We start from the raw sequence: 20120 nt of genomic DNA on the forward strand, positions 1-20120 counted from the left end.
ACCCGTCATCGCGCTCACCCGTCATCGCGGTCCTCCGCCCCGGAGCCCCGCCCCGTGGAGCAGACCACGTAGGGCACCTTGTGCTCGTCCAGCTCGCGCAGTGCCTGCGGGGACGCCCCGTCGTCGACCAGCAGCAGATCGAAGCGGGAGAGCGGGGCGAGCCGGTGCAGGGCGACCCGGCCCAGCTTCGAGTGGTCGAGCAGCAGCACATTGCGGCTCGCCGAGTCGAGCATCGCCCGCTTCACGGAGATGATGTGCTGCTCCTGGTGGTAGGCGAAGCCGCCGGACGCGGCGGAGGTGGAGGTGAAACAGATGTCGACCTGGAGCGACTGCACCGCCTCCACGCACGAGACACCGAGGAACGAGGAGTGCAGCGGGTCGAAGTCCCCGCCGAGGCCCATCAGATGGATGCCGCGCTCCTGCGACAGCAGATTGATCGCCTCCAGGAAGTTGGTGACGACGGTCAGCGGAGTGATGGAGCGCAGCCTGCGCGCTATCTCCAGCGTGGACGTCGAGTCGTCGAGCATCACCGCCATGCCGGGTTCTATGAGTTTCAGGGCCCGTTCGGCGACGGCGGCCTTCTCGGCCCGCATCGTCTTCAGCCGGTAGGAGACGTTCGACTCGAAGACCCCGGACGGCTGGGCGGTGACGCCGCCACGGAACTTGCGTACGATGCCCTGCCGTTCCAGCTCGTCCAGATCGCGGTGGATGGTCATCAGGCTGACGTCGAAACGCTCCGCCAGTTCGGCGGCGCTCACCTCGCCCTGGGCGAGGACGTACTCGGCTATGGATGCCTGACGCGGGGCGGGACCCCGCTGCGGAACGTTGCTCACGTGCTGATCCTTCGTCCTGGACGTGCCGGCCGGTCGGCCTCGAACAGCAGCAGACTCTCAGGCGCCACGGAGAGCCGTACCGGATGGTCGGGGCTCAGGCCGGCCGCCTCGGCGCGCGGGACGACCAGCGACAGCCGCTGCCCGCCGATCCGGACGGTGACCTCGGTGGCCCGGCCCAGCAGTTCGGTGACATGGACGGTGCCGGTCAGCTCCAGGACCCGGCCCCCGCCGCCGGTCCCCGCCGGTCCGCGGAGTCCGATGTCCCGGGGCCGTACGCCCAGTTGGACGGCGGTGCCGGGCGGTGCGGGCACCGCCAGCGGCAGCTCGTACGCCCCGTCCGGCGACAGGAAGTGCCCCTCGGGCGTCACCGTCCCGGGCAGCAGATTGATCCGCGGCCGGCCGAAGGACCGGGCGACGAAGGTGTCGTACGGGCGGTGCCACAGCTCCTCGCGGGTGCCGGTCTGCACCATGCGGCCGTCCCTGATCACCCCGATCCGGTCGCCGAGCGCCAGCGCCTCCACCGAGTCGTGGGTGACGTACAGGGTGGTGGTGCGCCGCACCGCGCCGATCGCCCGAAGCTCCGCCCGCATCGCCTGCCGCAGCTTCGCGTCCAGGTGCGACAGCGGCTCGTCCAGCAGGAACGCCCTGGCCGGCCGCACCAGCACCCGGCCGAGCGCCACCCGCTGCCGCTGGCCGTTGGAGAGCCGGCCCACCTGGCGGTCCAGCAGGGCGCCGATGCCGAGGAGTTCGGCGATCTCCCCGATCCGCTCGTGCGCCTCGTGCGCGGGGAGGCGGTGGCGCGGCGAGCGGAGCGGGGAAGCGAGATTGTCGTACGCGGTGCGGTGCGGGTAGAGCGCGTACGACTCGAAGCACATCGCCACGCCCCGGTCGTAGGGCTCCACGCCCGCCATGTCCGCCCCGCCCAGCTCGACCGTCCCGGCCTGCGGCTGCTCCAGGCCCGCGATCGTCTTGAGCGTCGTGGTCTTCCCGGCGCCGGACGGGCCGAGCAGACAGAAGAACTCGCCCTCCGCCACCTCCAGGTCCAGGCCGTCGAGCGCGGTGTTCTTCCCGTACCGCTTGCTGACCCCGCGCAGCGCGACGGCCGCCGGGCCGGTCATGACTTCACCGCCCCGAACGACAGGCCGCGCACCAGATACCGCTGGATGGTGAGCGCCAGCAGCAGCGGCGGGATGACCGAGACCAGCGCCGCCGCGGCCGTCAGGTTGTACTTGGGCCGGTCGCCGCCGAGGAAGGACAGCGCGCCGACCGTCACCGTCTGCGCGTTCGACGAGGTGAGGATCAGCGGGAAGACGAAGTTGTTCCACGCGAAGATGAACGCCAGCAGCGAGACGGCCGCGATCCCCGGTTTCACCAGCGGCAGCGCCACTTTGAAGAACGCCTGCTTGCGGGTGTAGCCGTCCAGCAGCGCCGCCTGTTCCAGCTCGGGGGAGAGGTCGGAGAAGTACGACCGCATGATCCAGACGATCAGCGGGAGCGTCACCAGTTGCAGCACCCACACCATGCCGACGTAGCTGTCGAAGAGCCCGAGCTGCTGGTAGAGCACGAACAGCGGGATGATCACGGTGAGTTCGGGGGCGAAGCGGAACGAGAGCAGGGTGAACATCAGGTTCTCCGAGCCGCGGAACCGCCACCGCGCGGCGGCGTACGCGGCGGGCAGCCCGATCACCAGCGACAGCGCGACCGCGCCCAGCGACACGACGAGGCTGTTCACGAAGAACCGGAGGAACGGCACGCCCTGGTCGTCCCCCGCGCCCAGCACCGTGCGGTACGAGTCGAGGGTCGGGGTGAACGAGAAGTACGTGCTGAACAGCTCGTTCGCCGGCTTCAGCGACAGGACCACCATCCAGACGACCGGGAACAGCGCGAAGACGAAGTAGGCGATCAGCGCCAGGTCGGCGGCGACGGAGAGCAGCCTGTGCCTCATCGCTCCACCTCCGCCGCCCGGTTCTGGATCCGGCCCAGATAGCGCACCAGCACCATCGTGACCAGGTAGACCACGGCCCACAGCACGATCATGTAGCTGATCCCGAAGGAGTAGCGCTGGAAGCGGATCGCCTCCAGATAGGCCCGGATCTGGAGCACCATCGTCGAGTCGCCGGGGCCGCCCTCGGTCAGCGCGTAGATGATGTCGAAGACCTTCAGCGAGTCCATGAACCGGAAGATCACGGCGACCAGGACGTACGGCCAGAGCATCGGCAGGGTCAGGCGCCGGAAGGTGAACCACCAGCCCGCCCCGTCGACCGCCGCCGCCTCGAACGGCGAGGCGGGCAGCGAGCGCAGACCGGCCAGCGCGAGGATCGCGACGAACGGGGTGTAGACCCACACGTCCACCGCGATCGACGAGAGCAGCGCGCCCGTCGGGGTGTCCGTCCACTGCACCCCGCCGAGGCCCAGCGGCTCCAGGAGATGGTTGATGACCCCGACCGAGGGCTGGAGCATCAGTTTCCACATGATCGCGGCGATCACCGGCGCGATCATCAGCGGCAGGATCAGGATCTTCTCCAGCACCCGCCCGACCCGGCTCGACCGGTGCAGCAGCAGCGCCACGGCCACCCCGAGCACCGTCTCGGCCGCCGCCGCGCCGACCGCGTACGCCACCGTCACCCGCGCCGAGTCCCAGAACGCCGGCTGGGTGAAGATCCGCCGGTAGTTCCCGAGGCCCACCAGGTCCGGCTGCGGCTTGCTCGCCGCGAAGTCGAACACCGTGTAGTAGAGGCCGAGGCCGAACGGGTAGAGGATGCCGCCCGTCAGCAGCAGCGCGGGCACGATCAGCAGATACGGCCGCAGCGAGCGGCGCCAGGCAGGCACCGCCCGTACCGCCCGCTTCCCGGCCTCCTCCGTCCCGGCGGCCGCCTCGTGGTCGGCCGCCGGAGCGGAGGCCGTGCGTCCCGGCACCGGTCAGCCGACCTTCGACGCCAGATCGCCGGCCAGGCCGTTCAGCACCGACGAGGCGTTCTTCCCGCCGTAGATCTCCTGGAGCGCGGCGGCCCAGGAGGTCGTCGCGTCGAAGAACTGCTCCTGCGGGGTGAACTGGATCCGCGTCTGGTCGACGACCGTCTCGAAGGTCTCGATGAAACCGGGGATGGCCCCCATCTTGTCCTTGTATGCCGCGTCCTGGCCGACCGACTTGCGTACCGGGTCGATGTGGTTGTGCTCGATCGCGCCCTTGCGCAGATGCTCCTTGCCGGTCGCCCACTGGAGGAACAGCCAGGCGGCGGACTTGTTGCGGCTCCTGGCGTTCATGCCGAGCGACCAGATCCACATGTTGGTGGCGAGCGAGCCGCCGGGGCCCTTCGGCCCGGGGTGGAAGGCGATCTTCCCGGAGGCGGGAGAAGCCCCCTTCACCGCCTGGAAGTAGGCGGCGGTGTCCGCGTCGAACAGCATTCCCGCCTTCTTCGCCCCGAGGTCGCTGGAGCACTGGTACCAGGTGTACGAGGTCCAGGACGGCGGCCCGCCCTTCCTGACCATCTCCGCCCAGTCCCGGGTGAACGCGATCGCCTCAGGGGAGTTCATCGCGGGCTTCACCGTCCCGCCCTCGACGGTGAAGTCCTTCAGGCCGTTGCGGGCGTACATCGTCATGAAGCCCGGGTGGATCGTCGCCCAGCTGCGCGAGCCGCGCACCGCGACCCCGTACATCCCGTCGAAGCCCGCCCCCGGCGCCCGGCGGGTGATCGCCCCGGCGACCTCGCGCAGCTCGTCGAAGGTCTCGGCGGGCTTCAGGCCGAGCTTCTTGAACACCTCGGCGTTGTACGCGACGACATTGGTCTCCCAGCCCCACGGCAGCGCGTACTGCCCGCCCCGCCCGAGCGGCGCGCCCGCCTTCAGCGACCACTGGTCGGCCGAGAGGAGGTTGGGGAAGAAGTCCTCCTGGTCCCATTCGGCCCCGGTGGCCGAGGAATTGCGCATCCACGGGCCGAGGTCCTCCAGCCAGCCCGGCGGTCCGTACTGCCACACCATGTACGCGCCGAGCATGAACACGTCGTAGGAGGCGCGCCCGCTGGAGAGGTCGACGGTGAGCTTGTCGAAGTAGTTGTCCTCGGGGAAGACGTCGTACTCGACCCTGATCCCGGTCTTCTCGGTGAACGCCTTCAGGTCGGCGATCAGCGCGTCGGTGTACGGATGCTTGTTCAGCAGCGCCTTGACCGTCCTGCCCTTGGCCCGCTTCCAGTCGAAGGGGCCTGTGACGTCGTCGGCCGCGGAGCCGTCGTTCCCGGCCTTGTCGCCGCCGAAGCCCGCGCCGCAGGCGGTCAGCAGCCCGGTGGCGGACGCGGCCGTGGCCGCGCCGATGGCGAGGAATCGCCGCCGGTCGTGCGCGTGCATGTCCATCCGTGACCTCCACGGTCCGGCCGGAGATGGGTGGGGGGCCCGTTCACACGTTGAATCGACTGGTTAACAGAGCTTGGAACAACGGAAGTTGACCGTCAATCCCTCGCGCAACGGAAATTCTCGGTGCAGAGTGAGAAGTTCACAGAGGGGACCGATATGTGGATGGGCATCGATCTCGGCACGCAGAGCGTCCGGGCGGTGGTGGCAGGAGACAGTGGCGAGATCCTCGGCAGCGGCTCGGCACCGCTCACGGGCAGACGTGACGGCGTACGGCACGAGCAGCGGCCCCTCGACTGGTGGACGGCCGTGTGCGCGGCCGCCCGGCAGGCGCTGCGCGACTGCCCCGCCCCGCGGGCGCTCGCCGTCTGCGCCACCTCCGGCACCGTGCTGCTCGGCGACCGGGAGGGCCGGCCGCTGACCCCCGGGGTGATGTACGACGACGGGCGGGCCGTGGCGGAGGCGGCCAGGGCGGGGGCCCCGCCGAGCTGGGCCCTGCCCAAGGCGATGTGGCTGCTGCGGGAGCACGGGGGAGGGGCGGACGGAGCCGTACGGGTGATGCACCAGGCCGATCTGGTCCTGGCGCGGCTCGCCGGGACGCCGCTGCCCACCGATTCCAGCCATGCCCTGAAGACCGGCTACGACCTGGAGCGGGGCGAGTGGCCGCGACGGAGGTTCGGGAAGCTGGGCCTGCCCGACGGACTGTTCCCGGAGGTGGTGCGGCCGGGGACGCGGATCGGGGAGGTGGGGCGGGCGGCGGCCGAGGAGACCGGGATTCCGGCGGGCACCGCCATCGTGGCGGGGATGACGGACGGGTGCGCGGCGCAGCTCGCCTCCGGTTCGCTCACCGTCGGCTCCTGGAATTCGGTGCTCGGCACGACGCTGGTCCTCAAGGGAGTCACCTCGTCACCGGTCGAGGACCCGGCCGGGGTCGTCTACAACCACCGGGCGCCGGACGGGAGCTGGCTGCCGGGCGGGGCCTCCGGAGTCGGTGGCGGGGTGCTGGCCGCCGCCTTCCCGGCCGTGGACCCGGCCCGCATGGACGCACTGGCCCGCGACCGTGAACCGGCGCGGGCGGTGGCGTATCCGCTGGTGGCGACCGGGGAGCGGTTCCCCTTCGTGGCGCCGGAGGCCACCGGCTTCCTGCTCGGCGAGCCCGCCTCCGACGCCGAGCACTGGCTGGCCCTGCTGACCGGGGTGGGCCTCGTCGAACGGCTCTGCCTCGACTACCTCGACCTGCTCGGTGCCCGGCCGCACGGCCGGCTCACCTTCACCGGCGGCGCGGTCCGCAGCGGTTACTGGAGCCGGCTGCGCGCCGACATCCTGGGTCGGCCCGTATACATCCCGCAGTACAGCGAGCCCGCGCTCGGCATGGCCGTCCTCGCCGCCTACGGGGCGGGGGAGGCGCAGACCCTGCAACGGGCCGCGGGCCGGATGGTGCGGCTGCGGCACGTGCTGCGCCCGCACCCGGCGCGTACGGCGTGGTACACCGAGCCGTACCTCACGCTGGTGGACGAACTCGAGCGCCGCGGCTGGCTCCCGGGCCCGGTCGCCGCCCACGCCCGCACCCGGACGGAGCAGCTGTGACGACCCGGACCCCGAGCCCGAACCCGAACGGAGAAGCCATGACCAGGAGCCAGGCCACCCTGCTGCTCGCCCGCCACGGTCAGACCGTCTGGCACGCGGAGAACCGCTACGCCGGGGTCAGCGACATCGCCCTCACCGACGAGGGCCGCCGCCAGGCCCGGCAGCTGGGCGAGTGGGCCGCCCGGAGCGAGGTCGACGCGGTCTGGACCTCCACGGTCAGTCGCGCGATCGAGACCGCGCGACCCGCGTGCGAGGCGCTCGGCATCACCCCACGGCGCGAACACGAGCTGCGCGAATGCGACTTCGGCGAGGTGGAGGGGCGCACCCTGGCGGAGTTCGCGGCCGAGCAGCCGGAGCGGGCCCGGGAGTACCGTGCCGACCCGGTGGCCCACCCCTTTCCCGGGGCCGAGGACCCCCGGGCCGCGGCGGCCCGGGGGACGGCGGCGCTGCACCGGATCGCGGACGGGCATCCGGGGCAGCGGGTGCTCGTCGTCGCGCACAACACCCTGCTGCGGCTGGTGCTGTGCGAACTGCTGTCGATTCCGCTGGGCTCCTACCGCCGGGTCTTCCCGCAGCTGCGGAACACGGCGGTGAGCGAGGTGCGGATCGGGGAGCAGGGCGGTGCGCTGCTCTCCCTCAACGTGCCCTGCGCCGACCTCGACGTGCCCCGGGTGCCGGGCGTCAGCCCTCGACGGCCGCCGCCCGCCGCTGCCGTACGAGACCGATGACGGCCAGTACGAGGGTCAGGGCACCGGACGCCATCAGCTGGTCGCGGGTGTCCGGCTGGCGCAGCATCAGGACGAAGACGCCGGCCATCGCCAGGAGCGCGACCACGGTCAGGACCGGGAAGAGCCACATCCGTACGACCAGCTTCTCCGGGGACTCGCGCTCCATCCGGTCGCGCAGGATCAGCTGGGAGACGGCGATGAAGATCCAGACGACCAGGATCACCGCGCCGGTCATGTTGAGCAGCCACGGGAACACGTCGTCGGGGCGCCAGTAGCTGAGCAGCACGCACAGGAAGCCGAACACGGACGAGACCAGCACCGCGGTGCGCGGGACCCCCGCGGAGATCCGGCCGAGCCGCGCCGGTCCCTGGCCGCGGGCGACCAGCGAGCAGGCCATCCGGGACGCGCCGTATATGTTGGCGTTCATCGCGGAGAGCAGCGCGACCAGGATGACCACGTTCATGATCTCGGCCGCACCGCTGATCCCGAGGTGGTCCAGGGCCGCGTAGAACGGCCCGACCTCCACGACCTTCGGGTCGTCCCACGGGACGAGCGTGACGACGACCGCCATCGAGCCGACGTAGAAGAGCGCGATCCGCCACATCGCCGTGCGCACGGCCTTGGCGACACCGCGTACCGGGTCCTCGGACTCGGCCGCGGCGATGGTGACGGTCTCCAGACCGCCGTACGCGAAGACGGAGGCGAGCAGCCCGATCACCAGGCCCTCGGTGCCGTTCGGCATGAAGCCGCCCTCACCCCTGAGGTTGGCGGTGCCGGGGGCGTCCGTGCCCGGCAGCAGCCCCAGGATCGCCAGCACGCCCAGGACCAGGAAGAGCGTGATCGCCACGACCTTGAGGGTGGCGAACCAGAATTCGAACTCGCCGAACTTCTTCACCGAGGCCAGGTTGGTGCCCAGGAAGACCACCATGAAGAGCGCGACCCAGGCCCACTCCGGGGTACCGGGCAGCCAGCCGGTGACGATCTTCGCGGCGCCGATGCCCTCCAGGCCGACGGCGACACAGAGCAGTACCCAGAACGCCCAGCCCACGGTGAACCCCGCCCACGGCCCGATCGCCCGCTCCGCGTGCACGGAGAAGGAACCGGAGTCCGGGTTCGCGGCCGACATCTCGCCTAGCATGCGCATCACGAGCATGACCAGCAGCCCGGAGACGGCGTACGCGATGATGATCGACGGGCCCGCCGCGGCGATGCCCGCACCCGAGCCGACGAAGAGTCCGGCGCCGATGACACCGCCGAGGGCGATCATCGACAGATGGCGCTGCTTGAGCCCGTGAGTGAGGGCCGAATCGGCCCCGGCGTCGGAGACGACGGCCGGGGAACCGGTGGGGGGAGACGCGGAATTCCGAGACATGGACAAGCTCTGTTCGATAGGTGAGACGTGGGGGGAGGTGCGCCGACAGTCTGGGCATGCACACCGCCGACGGGGAACCGGTGTCCGTCATACGGGCACGATGCTCACACAAGGTGCGCACCTGGACACAAGCAGACGGCCGCCCCGTCCGCGGTCGGCCCGGCGCCCGGCCGGCCGTCGGCCGACCCGGGCCGGAGCCGACGTGGAATTGGCAGGAACCTACAGTCCCCTCGCGGTGACCGCTCCTCGCCGAATCCGAGCAGCTCCGCCCCCGCCTCAGTGACGAGCATCACGCCGCCGCATGATTGCGAACGGCCCTTTGTGTGAACCCCACCAAGGCCTCGGTCGCCGCTTTGTGGGCCACTGATGGTGATCGAGCGTTAACACGTGGGCTAACGTCGGGCTCAGTCTGTCCCCACCTGCCCTCACCCCCGCGGAGTCCCGATGAGCACTGCTGCCGCCGCCCCTGCCCGCACCGGAGCGGTCCTCGCCGACCTGCTGCCCGCCGCCAGGCACCGTTACGCCGTCGACACGGCCCTGGTCCTCGGTGGCGCCGCGCTCACCGGCATCGCCGCCCAGATCGCCGTGCCGGTCCCCGGCTCCCCGGTCCCGGTCACCGGCCAGACCTTCGCCGCGCTCCTCGTCGGCACCGCGCTCGGCGCCCGCCGCGGCTTCCTCTCCCTCGCGGTGTACGCGCTGGCGGGCATGGCGGGCATGCCGTGGTTCTCCGAGGGCACCTCCGGCATGGGCTTCCCCTCGTTCGGCTACGTCCTCGGCATGATGCTCGCCGCCTCCGTGGTCGGCGGCCTCGCCCGCCGCGGCGGCGACCGCTCCGTGCTGCGCACCGCGGGCACGATGGTGCTGGGCTCCGCGATCATCTACGCCGTCGGCGTCCCGTACCTGGCGCTGGCCACCGGCATGTCGGCGAGCGCCGCGATCGCGGCCGGCCTGGTGCCGTTCCTGCTCGGCGACGCGCTGAAGGCGGCGCTGGCCATGGGCGTGCTGCCCGCGGCCTGGAAGCTTGTCGGCCGCCGGGGCTGATGCCGTAACTCCCTCCCGAAGAGGCTCGCCGGGTCGTGACGCGACACAGACCGGCGAGCCTCTTTCCGTGTCCGCGTGCCGTGTTTCGTGTCCGCGTGCCATGGAAGCCCTCGGTCCGGTCCCCGCCGCCGAAGGAGAGGTTCGGCGAACGGCCCTGGGCGGCCGAAACGGCACCTCGGCCACGGCGGGTGCTGATCAGGACCCGCTGGGCGGCCCCGGACAGCCCCGGACGGCCCGTGGCCGGTGGCGCGGAAGCGGACCGGGAGCCCGTGCGCGGCGGCGCCGCCCACCGGCGGTGCGTACGTCCTCGGCGTGGGAGGCCCGGCGGCGGGGCCGGGCCGGATCGCGAAACCGGTCCGGAAACCGGTGGGGCGGCGGTCACGGAAAAAGGCTCTCCGGTCGCTCGCTCGGTGGTGTTGCGAGGGAGCGACCGGAGAGCCTTTCCGCTGAGCCCGACAGCGGCCGTCAGGTACGGGCGGGGGTTTCCGCCTCCGTGCGGTTCCTGCGGTTCCTGGCCTCGCGGACCAGCGAGACGGTCACCACGAACGCCGCGACCAGCAGCGAGAGCAGCACCTGCTCACGTCCGCTGTCGTCGGTCAGCATGTAGACCAGGACGAAGGAGATCATCGCGATCGTCGCCCAGGTCAGATACGGGAAGAGCCACATCCGTACGACCAGCTTCTCCGGCGACTCGCGCAGGATCATGCCGCGCATCCGCAGCTGGCTGAAGCAGATGACCAGCCAGACGAACAGGGCGACCGCACCGGAGGAGTTCAGCAGGAACTGGAAGACGGTGTCGGGCCACTGGTAGTTGAAGAACACGGCGACGAAGCCGAAGACCACCGAGGCCAGGATGGCGGTCTGCGGCACACCCCGCTTGTTCACCCGGGCGAACGCCTTCGGCGCGTCCCCCCGCCTGCCGAGGGAGAAGGCCATCCGCGAGGCGGTGTAGAGGGCTGAGTTGAGGCAGGACAGCACGGCGGTGAGGACGATGACGTTCATCACCTCCCCGGCATACGGGATGCCGATGGAGTTGAGCGCGGCTACATAGCTGCCGTCCTTCACGATCGAGGGGTCGTTCCACGGCACCAGGGCGAGCACGACGAAGATCGAGCCCAGGTAGAAGACGGCGATCCGCCAGATCACGCTGTTGGTGGCCTTCTGGACGGCGCGCTGCGGGTTCTCGGACTCGCCGGCGGCCAGGGTGACGATCTCGCTGCCCATGAAGGAGAAGACGACCATCAGCACACCGGTGAGGATCGCGCCCGGCCCCTTGGGGAAGAACCCGCCGGTGTCGGTGAGGTGGGAGAGCCCCGGGGCGGGGTTGTCCGAGCCGGGCAGCAACCCGAAGATGGCGAGCAGGCCGACGACCAGGAACGCACCGATCGCCACGACCTTGATCCCGGCGAACCAGAATTCGAACTCGCCGTACGACCCGACGGAGGCCAGGTTCGTCGCGGTCAGTACGACCATGATGATCAGCGCCCATGCCCACTGCGGGACGCCCGGCACCCAGCCCTCCAGGATCGCGGCACCCGCCGTGGCTTCGACGGCGAGCACCACGACCCAGAAGAACCAGTACAGCCAGCCGATCGAGAAACCGGCCCAGCGGCCCAGCGCCTGGTCGGCGTAGGTGGAGAAGGAGCCCGAGCTGGGGCGGGCCGCGGCCATCTCGCCGAGCATCCGCATCACGAAGACGACCATCATGCCGACCAGGGCGTACGACACCAGGATGGCCGGTCCTGCGGCGGCGATGCCGGCGCCGGAGCCCACGAAGAGGCCCGCGCCGATCACCCCGCCGATGGCGATCATCGAGAGATGGCGGTTCTTGAGTCCCGCCTGGAGTCCGTCCGCGGAATCCGGGGAGTGGGGGGTTTCCGGGGTGTCCGGTTCGTTCGACCGGTCCGGCTTGCCGGGCTGGTGGCCCGGCCCGGCCGTAGTCGTCTGCGACGTCATGGAGCGAATCCTTACGTTCTCGGATCACGCGATGCGTGTCCGGCCGCCGCAGTGGGGTGCGGCAGCGAGTGATGCATTGAAGCCCGGCGAACCAGAAAAGCGGAACCCTTTCCTCCGGATTTTTGACCGAATCGTTGCCAGGGTGGCCTTGCTCACATGGGGCCCGTACGCTGCGATCGCACGAGGTCCGTCCCGTGCACCCGACGGACCGGCCGCGGCGTTCTGACCCCGATGGCGGCTACCTCGCGTCGCACGTGCCACACTCGGAACATGCGCGTGTACCTCGGCTCGGACCATGCCGGCTACGAACTCAAGAACCACCTCGTCGAGTGGCTCACGGCCCATGGCCACGAGGCCGTCGACTGCGGCCCCCACATCTACGACGCCCAGGACGACTACCCGCCGTTCTGCCTGCGTGCCGCCGAGCGGACGGCCGCGGACCCGGACAGCCTCGGCATCGTGATCGGCGGCTCCGGCAACGGCGAGCAGATCGCCGCCAACAAGGTCAAGGGCGTCCGCGCCGCACTGGCCTGGAGCGAGCAGACCGCCGCGCTGGGCCGCGAGCACAACAACGCCAACGTGGTCGCCATCGGCGGCCGGATGCACTCGGTGGAGGAGTCCACCAAGTTCGTCGAGATCTTCCTCGCCACCCCGTACTCCGACGAGGAGCGTCACACCCGCCGCATCGAGATGCTGACGGCGTACGAGACGACCGGCGAGCTCCCCCCGATCCCGGCCCACCACCCGCAGCAGGGCTGACCGACCCCACCTCTGTGCCGCCGGCGTCCCCGGCGGCACAGCCATTTCTCCGCGCCGCCCCGTCGCCGCGCCGCCACGTCACCGAGGAGAGCCGTCGCCGTGCCCGAGGGACACACCATCCACCGCCTCGCGGCGGACCACCGGGACAGGTTCGCCGGGCGTCCGGTGCGGGTGAGCAGCCCGCAGGGCAAGTTCTCCGAAGGCGCCGCGCTGCTCGACGGCCGGCCCCTCACCGGGGTCGACGCCCACGGCAAGCACCTCTTCCTCGGCTTCGAGGGCACCGGCTGGGTCCACATCCACCTGGGCCTGTTCGGCAAGCTCGGATTCGGTACGGTCCCGGCCCCGCCGCCCACCGACACGGTCCGGCTGCGCCTGCTGAACGAGGAGCACCACGCGGATCTGCGCGGTCCGACGGCCTGCGCGCTGATCACCGATCCGGAGAAGGGCGCGATACACGACCGCCTCGGACCGGACCCGCTGCGGAGCGACGAGGACGGCGAGCGGGCCTGGCTGCGGATCTCGCGCAGCCGGATCACCGTCGCGGCCCTGCTGATGGACCAGAAGGTCATCGCGGGGGTCGGCAACGTCTACCGAGCCGAGGTGCTGTTCCGGCACGGGATCGACCCGTACCGCCTCGGCAGGGATCTCATGCGCGCGGAGTGGGACGCCATCTGGGCGGACCTGGTGGTGCTGATGCGCGAGGGCGTACGGAACAACAGGATCGACACGGTCCGCCCCGAGCACCTGCCGGAGGCGATGGGACGCCCGCCACGCGTCGACGACCACGGCGGCGAGGTGTACGTGTACCGCCGGGCCCGTCAGGCCTGCCACATCTGTGGCGGCGAGATCCGCACCGCCGATCTCGCCGCCCGCAATCTCTTCTGGTGCCCGGGGTGCCAGAAGGCTTAGACCGACCGGCATTTGGGGGCGGCGTCGCGGGGCTGGGTGCGCGCATCTGCCGCGTTGTCGTCAATCAACAACGCTCCGCGTTGCCTCAATCCTCCGCCTTGCAGCTGCACGCACCCAGCCCCGCTCCTTCTCCCACCCCCCAATTGCCGGTCGGTCTTAGGAATGTCCTAGAACCCCCGGGGCAGCCATGGGGCCGTGTCCGAGGAGAACGCCGACGACGCCTCCGCCAGCGCGCCCGCCCGCAGTTCCCGCACCCGCCCGGCCAGCCCCAGCGAACTCAGCGACTCGCCGCCCAGATACGCCGAGCCCAACTCCCGTACCGAGAGCGCGAGATCGGCCGGGTCATCGGTGCGCCGGCACGACGCGACGCCCTTCGCATCGGCCGTGAGCCGCCAACGCCCCGCGTTCCAGGGGCAGAACGCGTCCTCCACGTCGAACACCACGTCCAGCGGGCCCCGGTACGTCCGGGCCTCCAGGGCCGCCCCCAGCTCCACCAGACGCACATGGAGCGAATCACGGACCCGGATGTTGCACCGCCGCACGTCCGACACCAGGTGCAGCACCGCGTCGTCGACCGGCCGGTTCCGCGCCTCGACCGTCTTCATCAGGTCGATCTCGAAGACGAACCGCCACAGCGCCGCGTACGCCGCCGGGTCCAGCGCGGCCAGATCGTTGATCCGGACGATGCCCTTGGGGCCGGCCGGCTCCCACTCCGGATTGATGGAGTACGTCACACAGCCGACGATCTCCCCGTCCCGCTCCGCCAGCACGCACTGCTGCGCCGAAGCCCCCTGCCGGGAGGAGACCGGGTCGACCATGGCCTTGCGCTCCCAGCCGGGCGCATGGGCGGGCGTCCCGGGACGGCCGGACACCAACCGCGCGTACACGCCCTCGCACGCGGCCATCGCCTCGTCCGGCTTCGCGCGGCGCAGCCGCACCTCGTCCGTGCCCGGCGGCACCGTCAGCCGGACCCGGTCCTTCTCGATCGTCAAGGACATCTGCCGCGAGGCCGCGCCGTACCCGAAGCGGCCGTAGATCGCCGGCTCCGACGCGGTCAGGATGGCGATCGGCTCGCCCAGCGCACGGATGTCGTCCAGCTGCCGGCGCATCATCGAGGTCAGCAGCCCGCGCCTGCGGTGCGTGGAGGCGACACTCACCATCGTGATCGCGGCGGCGGGCACCAGCGCACCGCCCGGCACCGCGACCCGGAAGCTGAACGCCCCCGCCGTGCCGACGACCTCGCCGTCGTCCCAGATCCCGAGCGAGCGCTCGTGCTCGGTCAGCTGCTCGAACAGTTCGCGCTCCTCCGGAGGCTCCGCGACACCGCCGAACGCCAGCTCCAGACACTCGAACCATTGGTTCCATTCGGACGGACGCAGTACGCGAAGCTCACTAGTCATGGGCCATGCCTACCAGGGCACGCGGCAGCGGGGCGACCCGATTTCGAACGCATTGTCACGGGGTCCCCCTGCACCTCGGGCGGCCGGGTAGATAGGGTCCGGGCAATGGCCCGTCGCGCAGGAGCAGACTCGTACCCGGCCCGATTGCGGAAATCGGCGCACCGGGCACGCATCGCGCTGCGCAAATCCGGTGTCGACTACTTCCGCGGCGACGGCTCGGACTGGATCGCGCTGGTCGGCCTGCTGATCACCATTCCCGCCATCACCTGCGCCACGCTGTTCTATCCGATGTGGTGCTCACCGGCCGCGCTCGTCCTGCCGATCGTCGCGGGCGGCCTGCTGCTGCGCCCGGCCAGCCTGCTGGGTCTGTACGCGACCGCCGCCGCGGCCCTGATCGTGGAGTCGGTCGGACTGGGCCCGTACGACGACGGCCCGGCCCGGGTGACCCCCGGAATCGTCCTGGTGGTCGCGGCCTGCGGCTTCTTCGGGCTGGTCCTCGCCCAGTTCCGGGCCAGGGTCGGCGTGCCGTGGCGGCGCGGCGGCACCATGCTCTTCGACCTGCGCGAACGCATCCGGGTGCAGAGCGCCCTGCCCAGGCTGCCGCAGGGCTGGCACCGCGAGATGGCGCTGCGCCCGGCGGGCGGGCAGTCCTTCTCCGGGGACTTCGTCGTCGCCGCCCGCACCAACGGCGGCCGGACCCTGGAGGCCGTGCTCACCGATGTCTCCGGCAAGGGCATGGACGCGGGCTCCCGCGCCCTCCTGCTTTCCGGGGCCTTCGGCGGGCTCCTCGGCTCGCTGCCCCCGCACGGCTTCCTGCCCGCGGCCAACGGCTATCTGCTGCGCCAGGACTGGGACGAGGGGTTCGCCACCTCGATCCATCTGGTCCTGGACCTCGAATCGGGCGACTACGAACTTTTTTCGGCCGGGCACCCGCCCGCCCTCCAGCTCCACTCGGGCAGCGGCCAGTGGGAGGAGAAGGTGGCCGAGGGGCCGCTGCTGGGGGTGTACGACGGGGCGCAGTTCGACGCCGTGAAGGGCTCGCTGGCCCCCGGCGACGTACTGATGCTGTTCACGGACGGCCTGGTCGAGGCGTCGGACCGCGACATCGCGGAGGGCATCGACCGGCTGACCGGTGAGGCCGACCGCTATGTCGCCACCGGCTTCGAGGGCGCGGCCTGGCATCTGATCGAGGCATGCGCCAAGGACGTCAACGACGACCGGGCGCTGTTGCTGCTGTCGCGCACATCCTGAACCGTACGCGAACGGGCCGGACCAGGCACGGGTCAACGGTTGCCGGCCAGTCACCGGAACCCCGACCGCGGTCTGTCCGGGTACGGGCAGGACCTGGGCCCGTCCCCGTACCCGGAACGCCGCGGATGCCGGCTCAGGCCGGGACCGCGAGTGTCCCGGCGCCGTCGCCGCTGTCACTGCCCTCACTCCGGCCCCGCCCGCCCGGCAGGATGCGGGCCGGCCAGTGCGAGCGCCCGGCCGCCGGCGGCGCGAGGACCGCGAGGAGGAGCACATAGCCCGCGATGAAGGGGGAGAGCCGCTCGGCCAGCCCCGCGACCGCCGCCATCGTGGCGAGGATCAGGGCGAACTCGTCGCGCGCCACCAGCGTGGTGGAGATGTTCGCCGTGGCCTGCGGGCCGAACCCGTACACCTTCGCGGCGGCGAGCCCGGCGAGGACGTTCATGGCCACACCCGGGCAACCATCGGTGTGCTGCCGCCGCGGCCCGTCTTCCCCCGGTCGGACCTGGGGATTTCCCCACCCCCGATCCGCCAGCAGCCGCCATGTTCCGCACCCGCCCCGCTCCGTAGCTTCGAGCCATGGTCGAAGAAGCGGCCGATGAGCGACGGAAGGCGGACATCATGGGGCTGCGACGCACCAGGCAGCGCGCGCAGGACAGGCAGTACACGACGGACGCCCACCAGGGGGCCGTGCCCTCGGACCTCGCCGTCGAACTGCGCGGCGTCCGCAGGCAGTACGGCCGGGGCGGCTCCGTGGTCCACGCGCTGCGGGGCATCGACCTCGCCCTCCCGCGCTCCACCTTCACCGCCGTCATGGGACCGTCCGGCTCCGGGAAGTCGACCTTCCTGCAGTGCGCGGCCGGACTCGACCGCCCCACCGGGGGCTCCGTACGCCTCGGCGGCACCGAGATCACCGGCATGAGCGAGAACCGGCTCACCGAACTGCGCCGCACCCGCCTCGGCTTCGTCTTCCAGGCCTTCAACCTGTTGCCGTCCCTGACGGTCGAACAGAACGTCGTCCTGCCCATGCGCCTGGCCGGACAGCGCACCGGCTCCGCCCGCAGCCGCCGCGAAGCCGCCGAGATGCTCACCCGGGTCGGCCTCGGCGACAAGGGCGATCGCCGCCCCGGCCAGCTCTCCGGCGGCCAGCAGCAGCGCGTCGCCGTCGCCCGCGCCCTGGTCACCCGGCCCGACGTGATCTTCGCCGACGAGCCGACCGGAGCCCTCGACACCACCACCGCCGCCGAGATCCTCGCCCTGCTCCGCAGCGCGGTGGACAACCTCGGCGCCACCGTCGTCATGGTCACCCACGACCCGGCCGCCGCCGCCTACGCCGACCAGGTGCTCTTCCTCGCCGACGGCGCGATCGCGGACAGCCTGCCGCGCTCCGGCGCCGCACAGATCGCCGCCCGGATGACCGCGCTGACCGCCCGCACCGCCCCCGCCCCCGCAGGAGCAGCAGCCTGATGTTCGCCCCGCACGTCCCGAACGGCCTCGCCCGCGCGGCCGTCCGTTTCAAACCCTCGTCGTTCATCGGGACCTTCGTCGCGCTCCTGCTGGCCGCGGCCGTCGTCTCCGCCTGCGGCATCCTGACGGAGACCGGCCTGCGCGCCTCCGTGCCCGCGGACCGCTACGCGAAGGCCCCCGTGGTCGTCGCCGCCGACCAGAAGATCCATCTGAAGTCCGGCAGCGGCGACAGCGCGGAGGAGATCGACGTACTCCTCCCGGACACCGCACGGCTGCCCGAGTCCCTGGTGGCGAAAGCCGCCTCGGCCCCCGGCGCGGCCACCGCGATCGGGGACGTCGGCTACTCCGTACGACAGGACGGCACCCCCCTCACCGCGCACGGCTGGAGCTCCACCGCCCTCACCGGCACACGGCTGGTCACCGGCGACGCGCCCGGGACCGGCGAGGTCGTCCTCCCGGCCGGCACCGAGAACCGGGCCGGCGACACCGTCACCCTCGACACACCGGCAGGCGTACGGGAGTTCCGGGTGTCCGGCACCACCGCCGCCGACGCCACCGTCTGGTTCGCCGACCGGCAGGCCGTACAGCTCTCCGGCCACCCCGGCCGGGTCGACGCCATCGCCGTGCTCGCCGACCGCACCACCGCCACCGACACCCTCGCCGGCCGGGTCCGCGAGGCCGTCGGCCACACCGCCACCGCCCAGGTCCACACCGGTGACGACCGGGGCGCCGTGGAGACCCCGGCCCTCGCGGGCACCAAGGAACTCCTCCTCGGACTCGGCCTCTCCTTCGGCGGCGTCGCCACCCTGGTCGCCGTCTTCACCGCCGCCGGCACGGTCGCCCTCTCCGTGGGCCAGCGCAATCGCGAGTTCGCCCTGCTGCGCGCCATCGGGGCCACCCCGCGCCAGCTGCGCCGCACCATCGCCACCGAGTCCCTGCTCGTCGCCCCGCTCGCCGGAGCGCTCGGCTGCCTGCCCGGAGCCGCCCTGGCCACGTGGTGGTTCGGCCGGCTCCAGGACCGGGGAGCGGTCCTGGACAGCGTCGCCCTGCACATCTCCTGGCCGCCACTGGCCATCGCTGCCGCCACCACCATGCTCACCGCGCTGGGCGCGGGCTACCTCGCACGGCGCCCCGCCAAGTTGAAGCCGGGACTCGCCCTCGCCCAGACCGCCGTGGAGCGCGCCCCGTTCGGCGCGATCCGCACCCCGCTCGGCATCGCCGCCCTCGTCGGCGGCGGGGTCCTCGCCAAAGTCGCGGCCTCCACGTCCGGCGACGACTCGGCGAACGCGGCCCTCGGCGTCGTCATGCTCTTCATGGTCGCGGTCGGGCTGCTCGGCCCGCTGATCGCCCGGATCTGCGCCACCGTCATCGGCCTCCCGCTGCGCGCCACCGGCGCGTCGGGCTCACTGGCCGCCGCCAACTCCCGTACCAACGCCCGCCGACTGGCCTCCGCGATCACCCCGATCGTGCTCGCCATGGCCTTCTCGTCGACGCTCGTCTTCATGCAGACCAGCCAGGAACGGGTGACCGCACACCAGCAGCGCGACGCCATCATCGCCGACCACATCGTCACCGCCCCGGCGGGACTCGGCTCCGACGCGACCGAACGGGCCGCCGCCACCCCCGGCGTCTCCACCGCGGTCGGACTGCTCCGCGCCTCCGTCCTGGTGCCCGGCGGCGGGGGCGTGGCACTGCAGAGCGCCTCCGCGCAGGGCATCATCGGCTCCGGCAAGGAGCTCGCCGAGGTCCGGGACCTCGACGTCAGGAGCGGCTCCCTCACCGGCCTGCGGCCCGGAACCGTCGCAGTCGACACCACGCTCGCCGACACGGCGGACCTGCGCACGGGCGACCGGCTCGCCCTGCGGCTGCCGGACGGCACCAAGGCGCACCCGAAGGTCGTCGCGGTCTACGGACGCGGCCTCGGCACCAGCCTCGTGACGTTCCCCGCGGCCGACCTGAAGGCCCACATGACCTCGTCGTACGCCACCGACATCCTGGTACGGGCCACCCCCGCCGCAGCACAGAGGCTCACCGCGCTCGGCACCGTCACCGACTCCTCCGGCTACGCCGCGGCACAGGACAAGGACCGCGAGCTCAACGCCTGGGCCAACACCGTCATGGCCGCGGTGCTCGGCGGATTCGCCGCGATCGCCGCCGTCAACACCCTGGTGATGACCGTCCTCGACCGCCGACGCGAACTGACCGTGCTGCGCCTGGTCGGCTCCACCCGCAGTCAGGTCATGGGCATGATCCGCTGGGAGTCGCTGCTGGTCACAGTGGCCGGCTCCGCGCTCGGCACCGGCATCGCCATGGTCACGCTCTTCCCGATGATGCGGGGCCTGACGGGCGAGCCGCCGTACATCCCACCGGTCCTGTACGGGAGCTTCGTCGCCGCGACCGTCGGGCTCGGCCTCCTCGCCATGGTCGTCCCGGCCCGCGCTGCCCTGCGCCGAACGGCCGCCCGTCCGTAGAGTCG

The 20120-nt window shown here is 71.7% G+C and carries 16 protein-coding genes and 1 pseudogene; 8 read left to right on the forward strand and 9 right to left on the reverse strand.

From position 1 onward, the window contains the following. Positions 1–14: 14 nt before the first annotated feature. The 5 genes from ACWCQ6_RS12750 to ACWCQ6_RS12770 are packed head-to-tail and all read right to left on the reverse strand — an operon-like array spanning position 15 to position 5180. The gene (locus tag ACWCQ6_RS12750) at positions 15–833 is read right to left on the reverse strand and encodes a DeoR/GlpR family DNA-binding transcription regulator (RefSeq protein ID WP_451088342.1); all 819 of its coding nucleotides are present in this window, start codon (positions 831–833) and stop codon (positions 15–17) included. Further along, positions 830–1951: an ABC transporter ATP-binding protein gene (locus tag ACWCQ6_RS12755; RefSeq protein ID WP_451088344.1), complete on the reverse strand. Its 1122-nt coding sequence runs from the start codon at positions 1949–1951 to the stop codon at positions 830–832. Before ACWCQ6_RS12755 ends, ACWCQ6_RS12750 begins: the two co-directional genes overlap by 4 nt. Further along, entirely contained in the window at positions 1948–2778 is an 831-nt protein-coding gene (locus ACWCQ6_RS12760; RefSeq protein ID WP_451088346.1) for a carbohydrate ABC transporter permease, read from the reverse strand. The genes ACWCQ6_RS12755 and ACWCQ6_RS12760 overlap by 4 nt, the downstream gene beginning before the upstream one ends. Continuing rightward, on the reverse strand, positions 2775–3749 hold the full coding sequence (locus ACWCQ6_RS12765; RefSeq protein WP_451088348.1) for a carbohydrate ABC transporter permease: 975 nt from the start codon (positions 3747–3749) through the stop codon (positions 2775–2777). The genes ACWCQ6_RS12760 and ACWCQ6_RS12765 overlap by 4 nt, the downstream gene beginning before the upstream one ends. Before the next feature lie 3 nt (positions 3750–3752). Beyond that, a complete protein-coding gene (locus ACWCQ6_RS12770; RefSeq protein WP_451088350.1) occupies positions 3753–5180 on the reverse strand; it encodes an ABC transporter substrate-binding protein in 1428 nt (475 codons plus the stop codon). 156 nt (positions 5181–5336) lie between these two features. Here ACWCQ6_RS12770 and ACWCQ6_RS12775 point away from each other — a divergent pair, with 156 nt between their 5' ends. Together ACWCQ6_RS12775 and ACWCQ6_RS12780 are read left to right on the forward strand one after the other, a co-directional pair. Beyond that, positions 5337–6764, forward strand: a complete 1428-nt coding sequence (locus ACWCQ6_RS12775; protein ID WP_451088424.1) for an FGGY-family carbohydrate kinase — start codon at positions 5337–5339, stop codon at positions 6762–6764. A 38-nt stretch (positions 6765–6802) separates the two neighbouring features. Further along, the gene (locus tag ACWCQ6_RS12780; RefSeq protein ID WP_451088352.1) at positions 6803–7492 is read left to right on the forward strand and encodes a histidine phosphatase family protein; all 690 of its coding nucleotides are present in this window, start codon (positions 6803–6805) and stop codon (positions 7490–7492) included. Here ACWCQ6_RS12780 and ACWCQ6_RS12785 read toward each other — a convergent pair. Then, positions 7446–8864: an amino acid permease gene (locus ACWCQ6_RS12785; protein WP_451088354.1), complete on the reverse strand. Its 1419-nt coding sequence runs from the start codon at positions 8862–8864 to the stop codon at positions 7446–7448. The two genes, ACWCQ6_RS12780 and ACWCQ6_RS12785, sit on opposite strands and share 47 nt — an antisense overlap. 444 nt (positions 8865–9308) lie before the next feature. Here ACWCQ6_RS12785 and ACWCQ6_RS12790 point away from each other — a divergent pair, with 444 nt between their 5' ends. Continuing rightward, the gene (locus ACWCQ6_RS12790) at positions 9309–9905 is read left to right on the forward strand and encodes a biotin transporter BioY (protein WP_451088356.1); all 597 of its coding nucleotides are present in this window, start codon (positions 9309–9311) and stop codon (positions 9903–9905) included. Between the two features lie 465 nt (positions 9906–10370). Here the strand turns inward: ACWCQ6_RS12790 and ACWCQ6_RS12795 are convergent, their stop codons facing one another. Then, positions 10371–11861 carry an amino acid permease gene (locus ACWCQ6_RS12795; protein ID WP_451088358.1) on the reverse strand — a complete coding sequence of 497 codons (1491 nt, stop codon included), beginning with the start codon at positions 11859–11861 and terminating at the stop codon, positions 10371–10373. A 270-nt stretch (positions 11862–12131) separates the two neighbouring features. Here ACWCQ6_RS12795 and ACWCQ6_RS12800 point away from each other — a divergent pair, with 270 nt between their 5' ends. Continuing rightward, positions 12132–12620: a ribose-5-phosphate isomerase gene (locus ACWCQ6_RS12800; protein WP_451088360.1), complete on the forward strand. Its 489-nt coding sequence runs from the start codon at positions 12132–12134 to the stop codon at positions 12618–12620. A gap of 99 nt (positions 12621–12719) precedes the next feature. Beyond that, positions 12720–13529 carry an Fpg/Nei family DNA glycosylase gene (locus ACWCQ6_RS12805; protein WP_451088362.1) on the forward strand — a complete coding sequence of 270 codons (810 nt, stop codon included), beginning with the start codon at positions 12720–12722 and terminating at the stop codon, positions 13527–13529. 167 nt (positions 13530–13696) lie between these two features. Here the strand turns inward: ACWCQ6_RS12805 and ACWCQ6_RS12810 are convergent, their stop codons facing one another. Continuing rightward, positions 13697–14929: a GNAT family N-acetyltransferase gene (locus ACWCQ6_RS12810; protein WP_451088364.1), complete on the reverse strand. Its 1233-nt coding sequence runs from the start codon at positions 14927–14929 to the stop codon at positions 13697–13699. Positions 14930–15034: 105 nt separating this feature from the next. Here ACWCQ6_RS12810 and ACWCQ6_RS12815 point away from each other — a divergent pair, with 105 nt between their 5' ends. Beyond that, positions 15035–16180 (forward strand): PP2C family protein-serine/threonine phosphatase, encoded by a 1146-nt coding sequence (locus tag ACWCQ6_RS12815; RefSeq protein WP_451088366.1) that lies wholly within the window; start codon positions 15035–15037, stop codon positions 16178–16180. Positions 16181–16313: 133 nt separating this feature from the next. Here ACWCQ6_RS12815 and ACWCQ6_RS12820 read toward each other — a convergent pair. Continuing rightward, positions 16314–16628: pseudogene (locus tag ACWCQ6_RS12820) on the reverse strand (cation:proton antiporter); the annotation flags it as partial. Positions 16629–16798: 170 nt separating this feature from the next. Here ACWCQ6_RS12820 and ACWCQ6_RS12825 point away from each other — a divergent pair. Beyond that, positions 16799–17644 (forward strand): ABC transporter ATP-binding protein, encoded by an 846-nt coding sequence (locus ACWCQ6_RS12825; RefSeq protein WP_451088426.1) that lies wholly within the window; start codon positions 16799–16801, stop codon positions 17642–17644. Then, positions 17644–20115, forward strand: coding sequence for an FtsX-like permease family protein (locus ACWCQ6_RS12830; protein WP_451088368.1), 2472 nt, complete (start codon positions 17644–17646; stop codon positions 20113–20115). The genes ACWCQ6_RS12825 and ACWCQ6_RS12830 overlap by 1 nt, the downstream gene beginning before the upstream one ends. Positions 20116–20120 lie beyond the last annotated feature (5 nt).

The organism is Streptomyces sp. NPDC001880 (assembly GCF_053594575.1).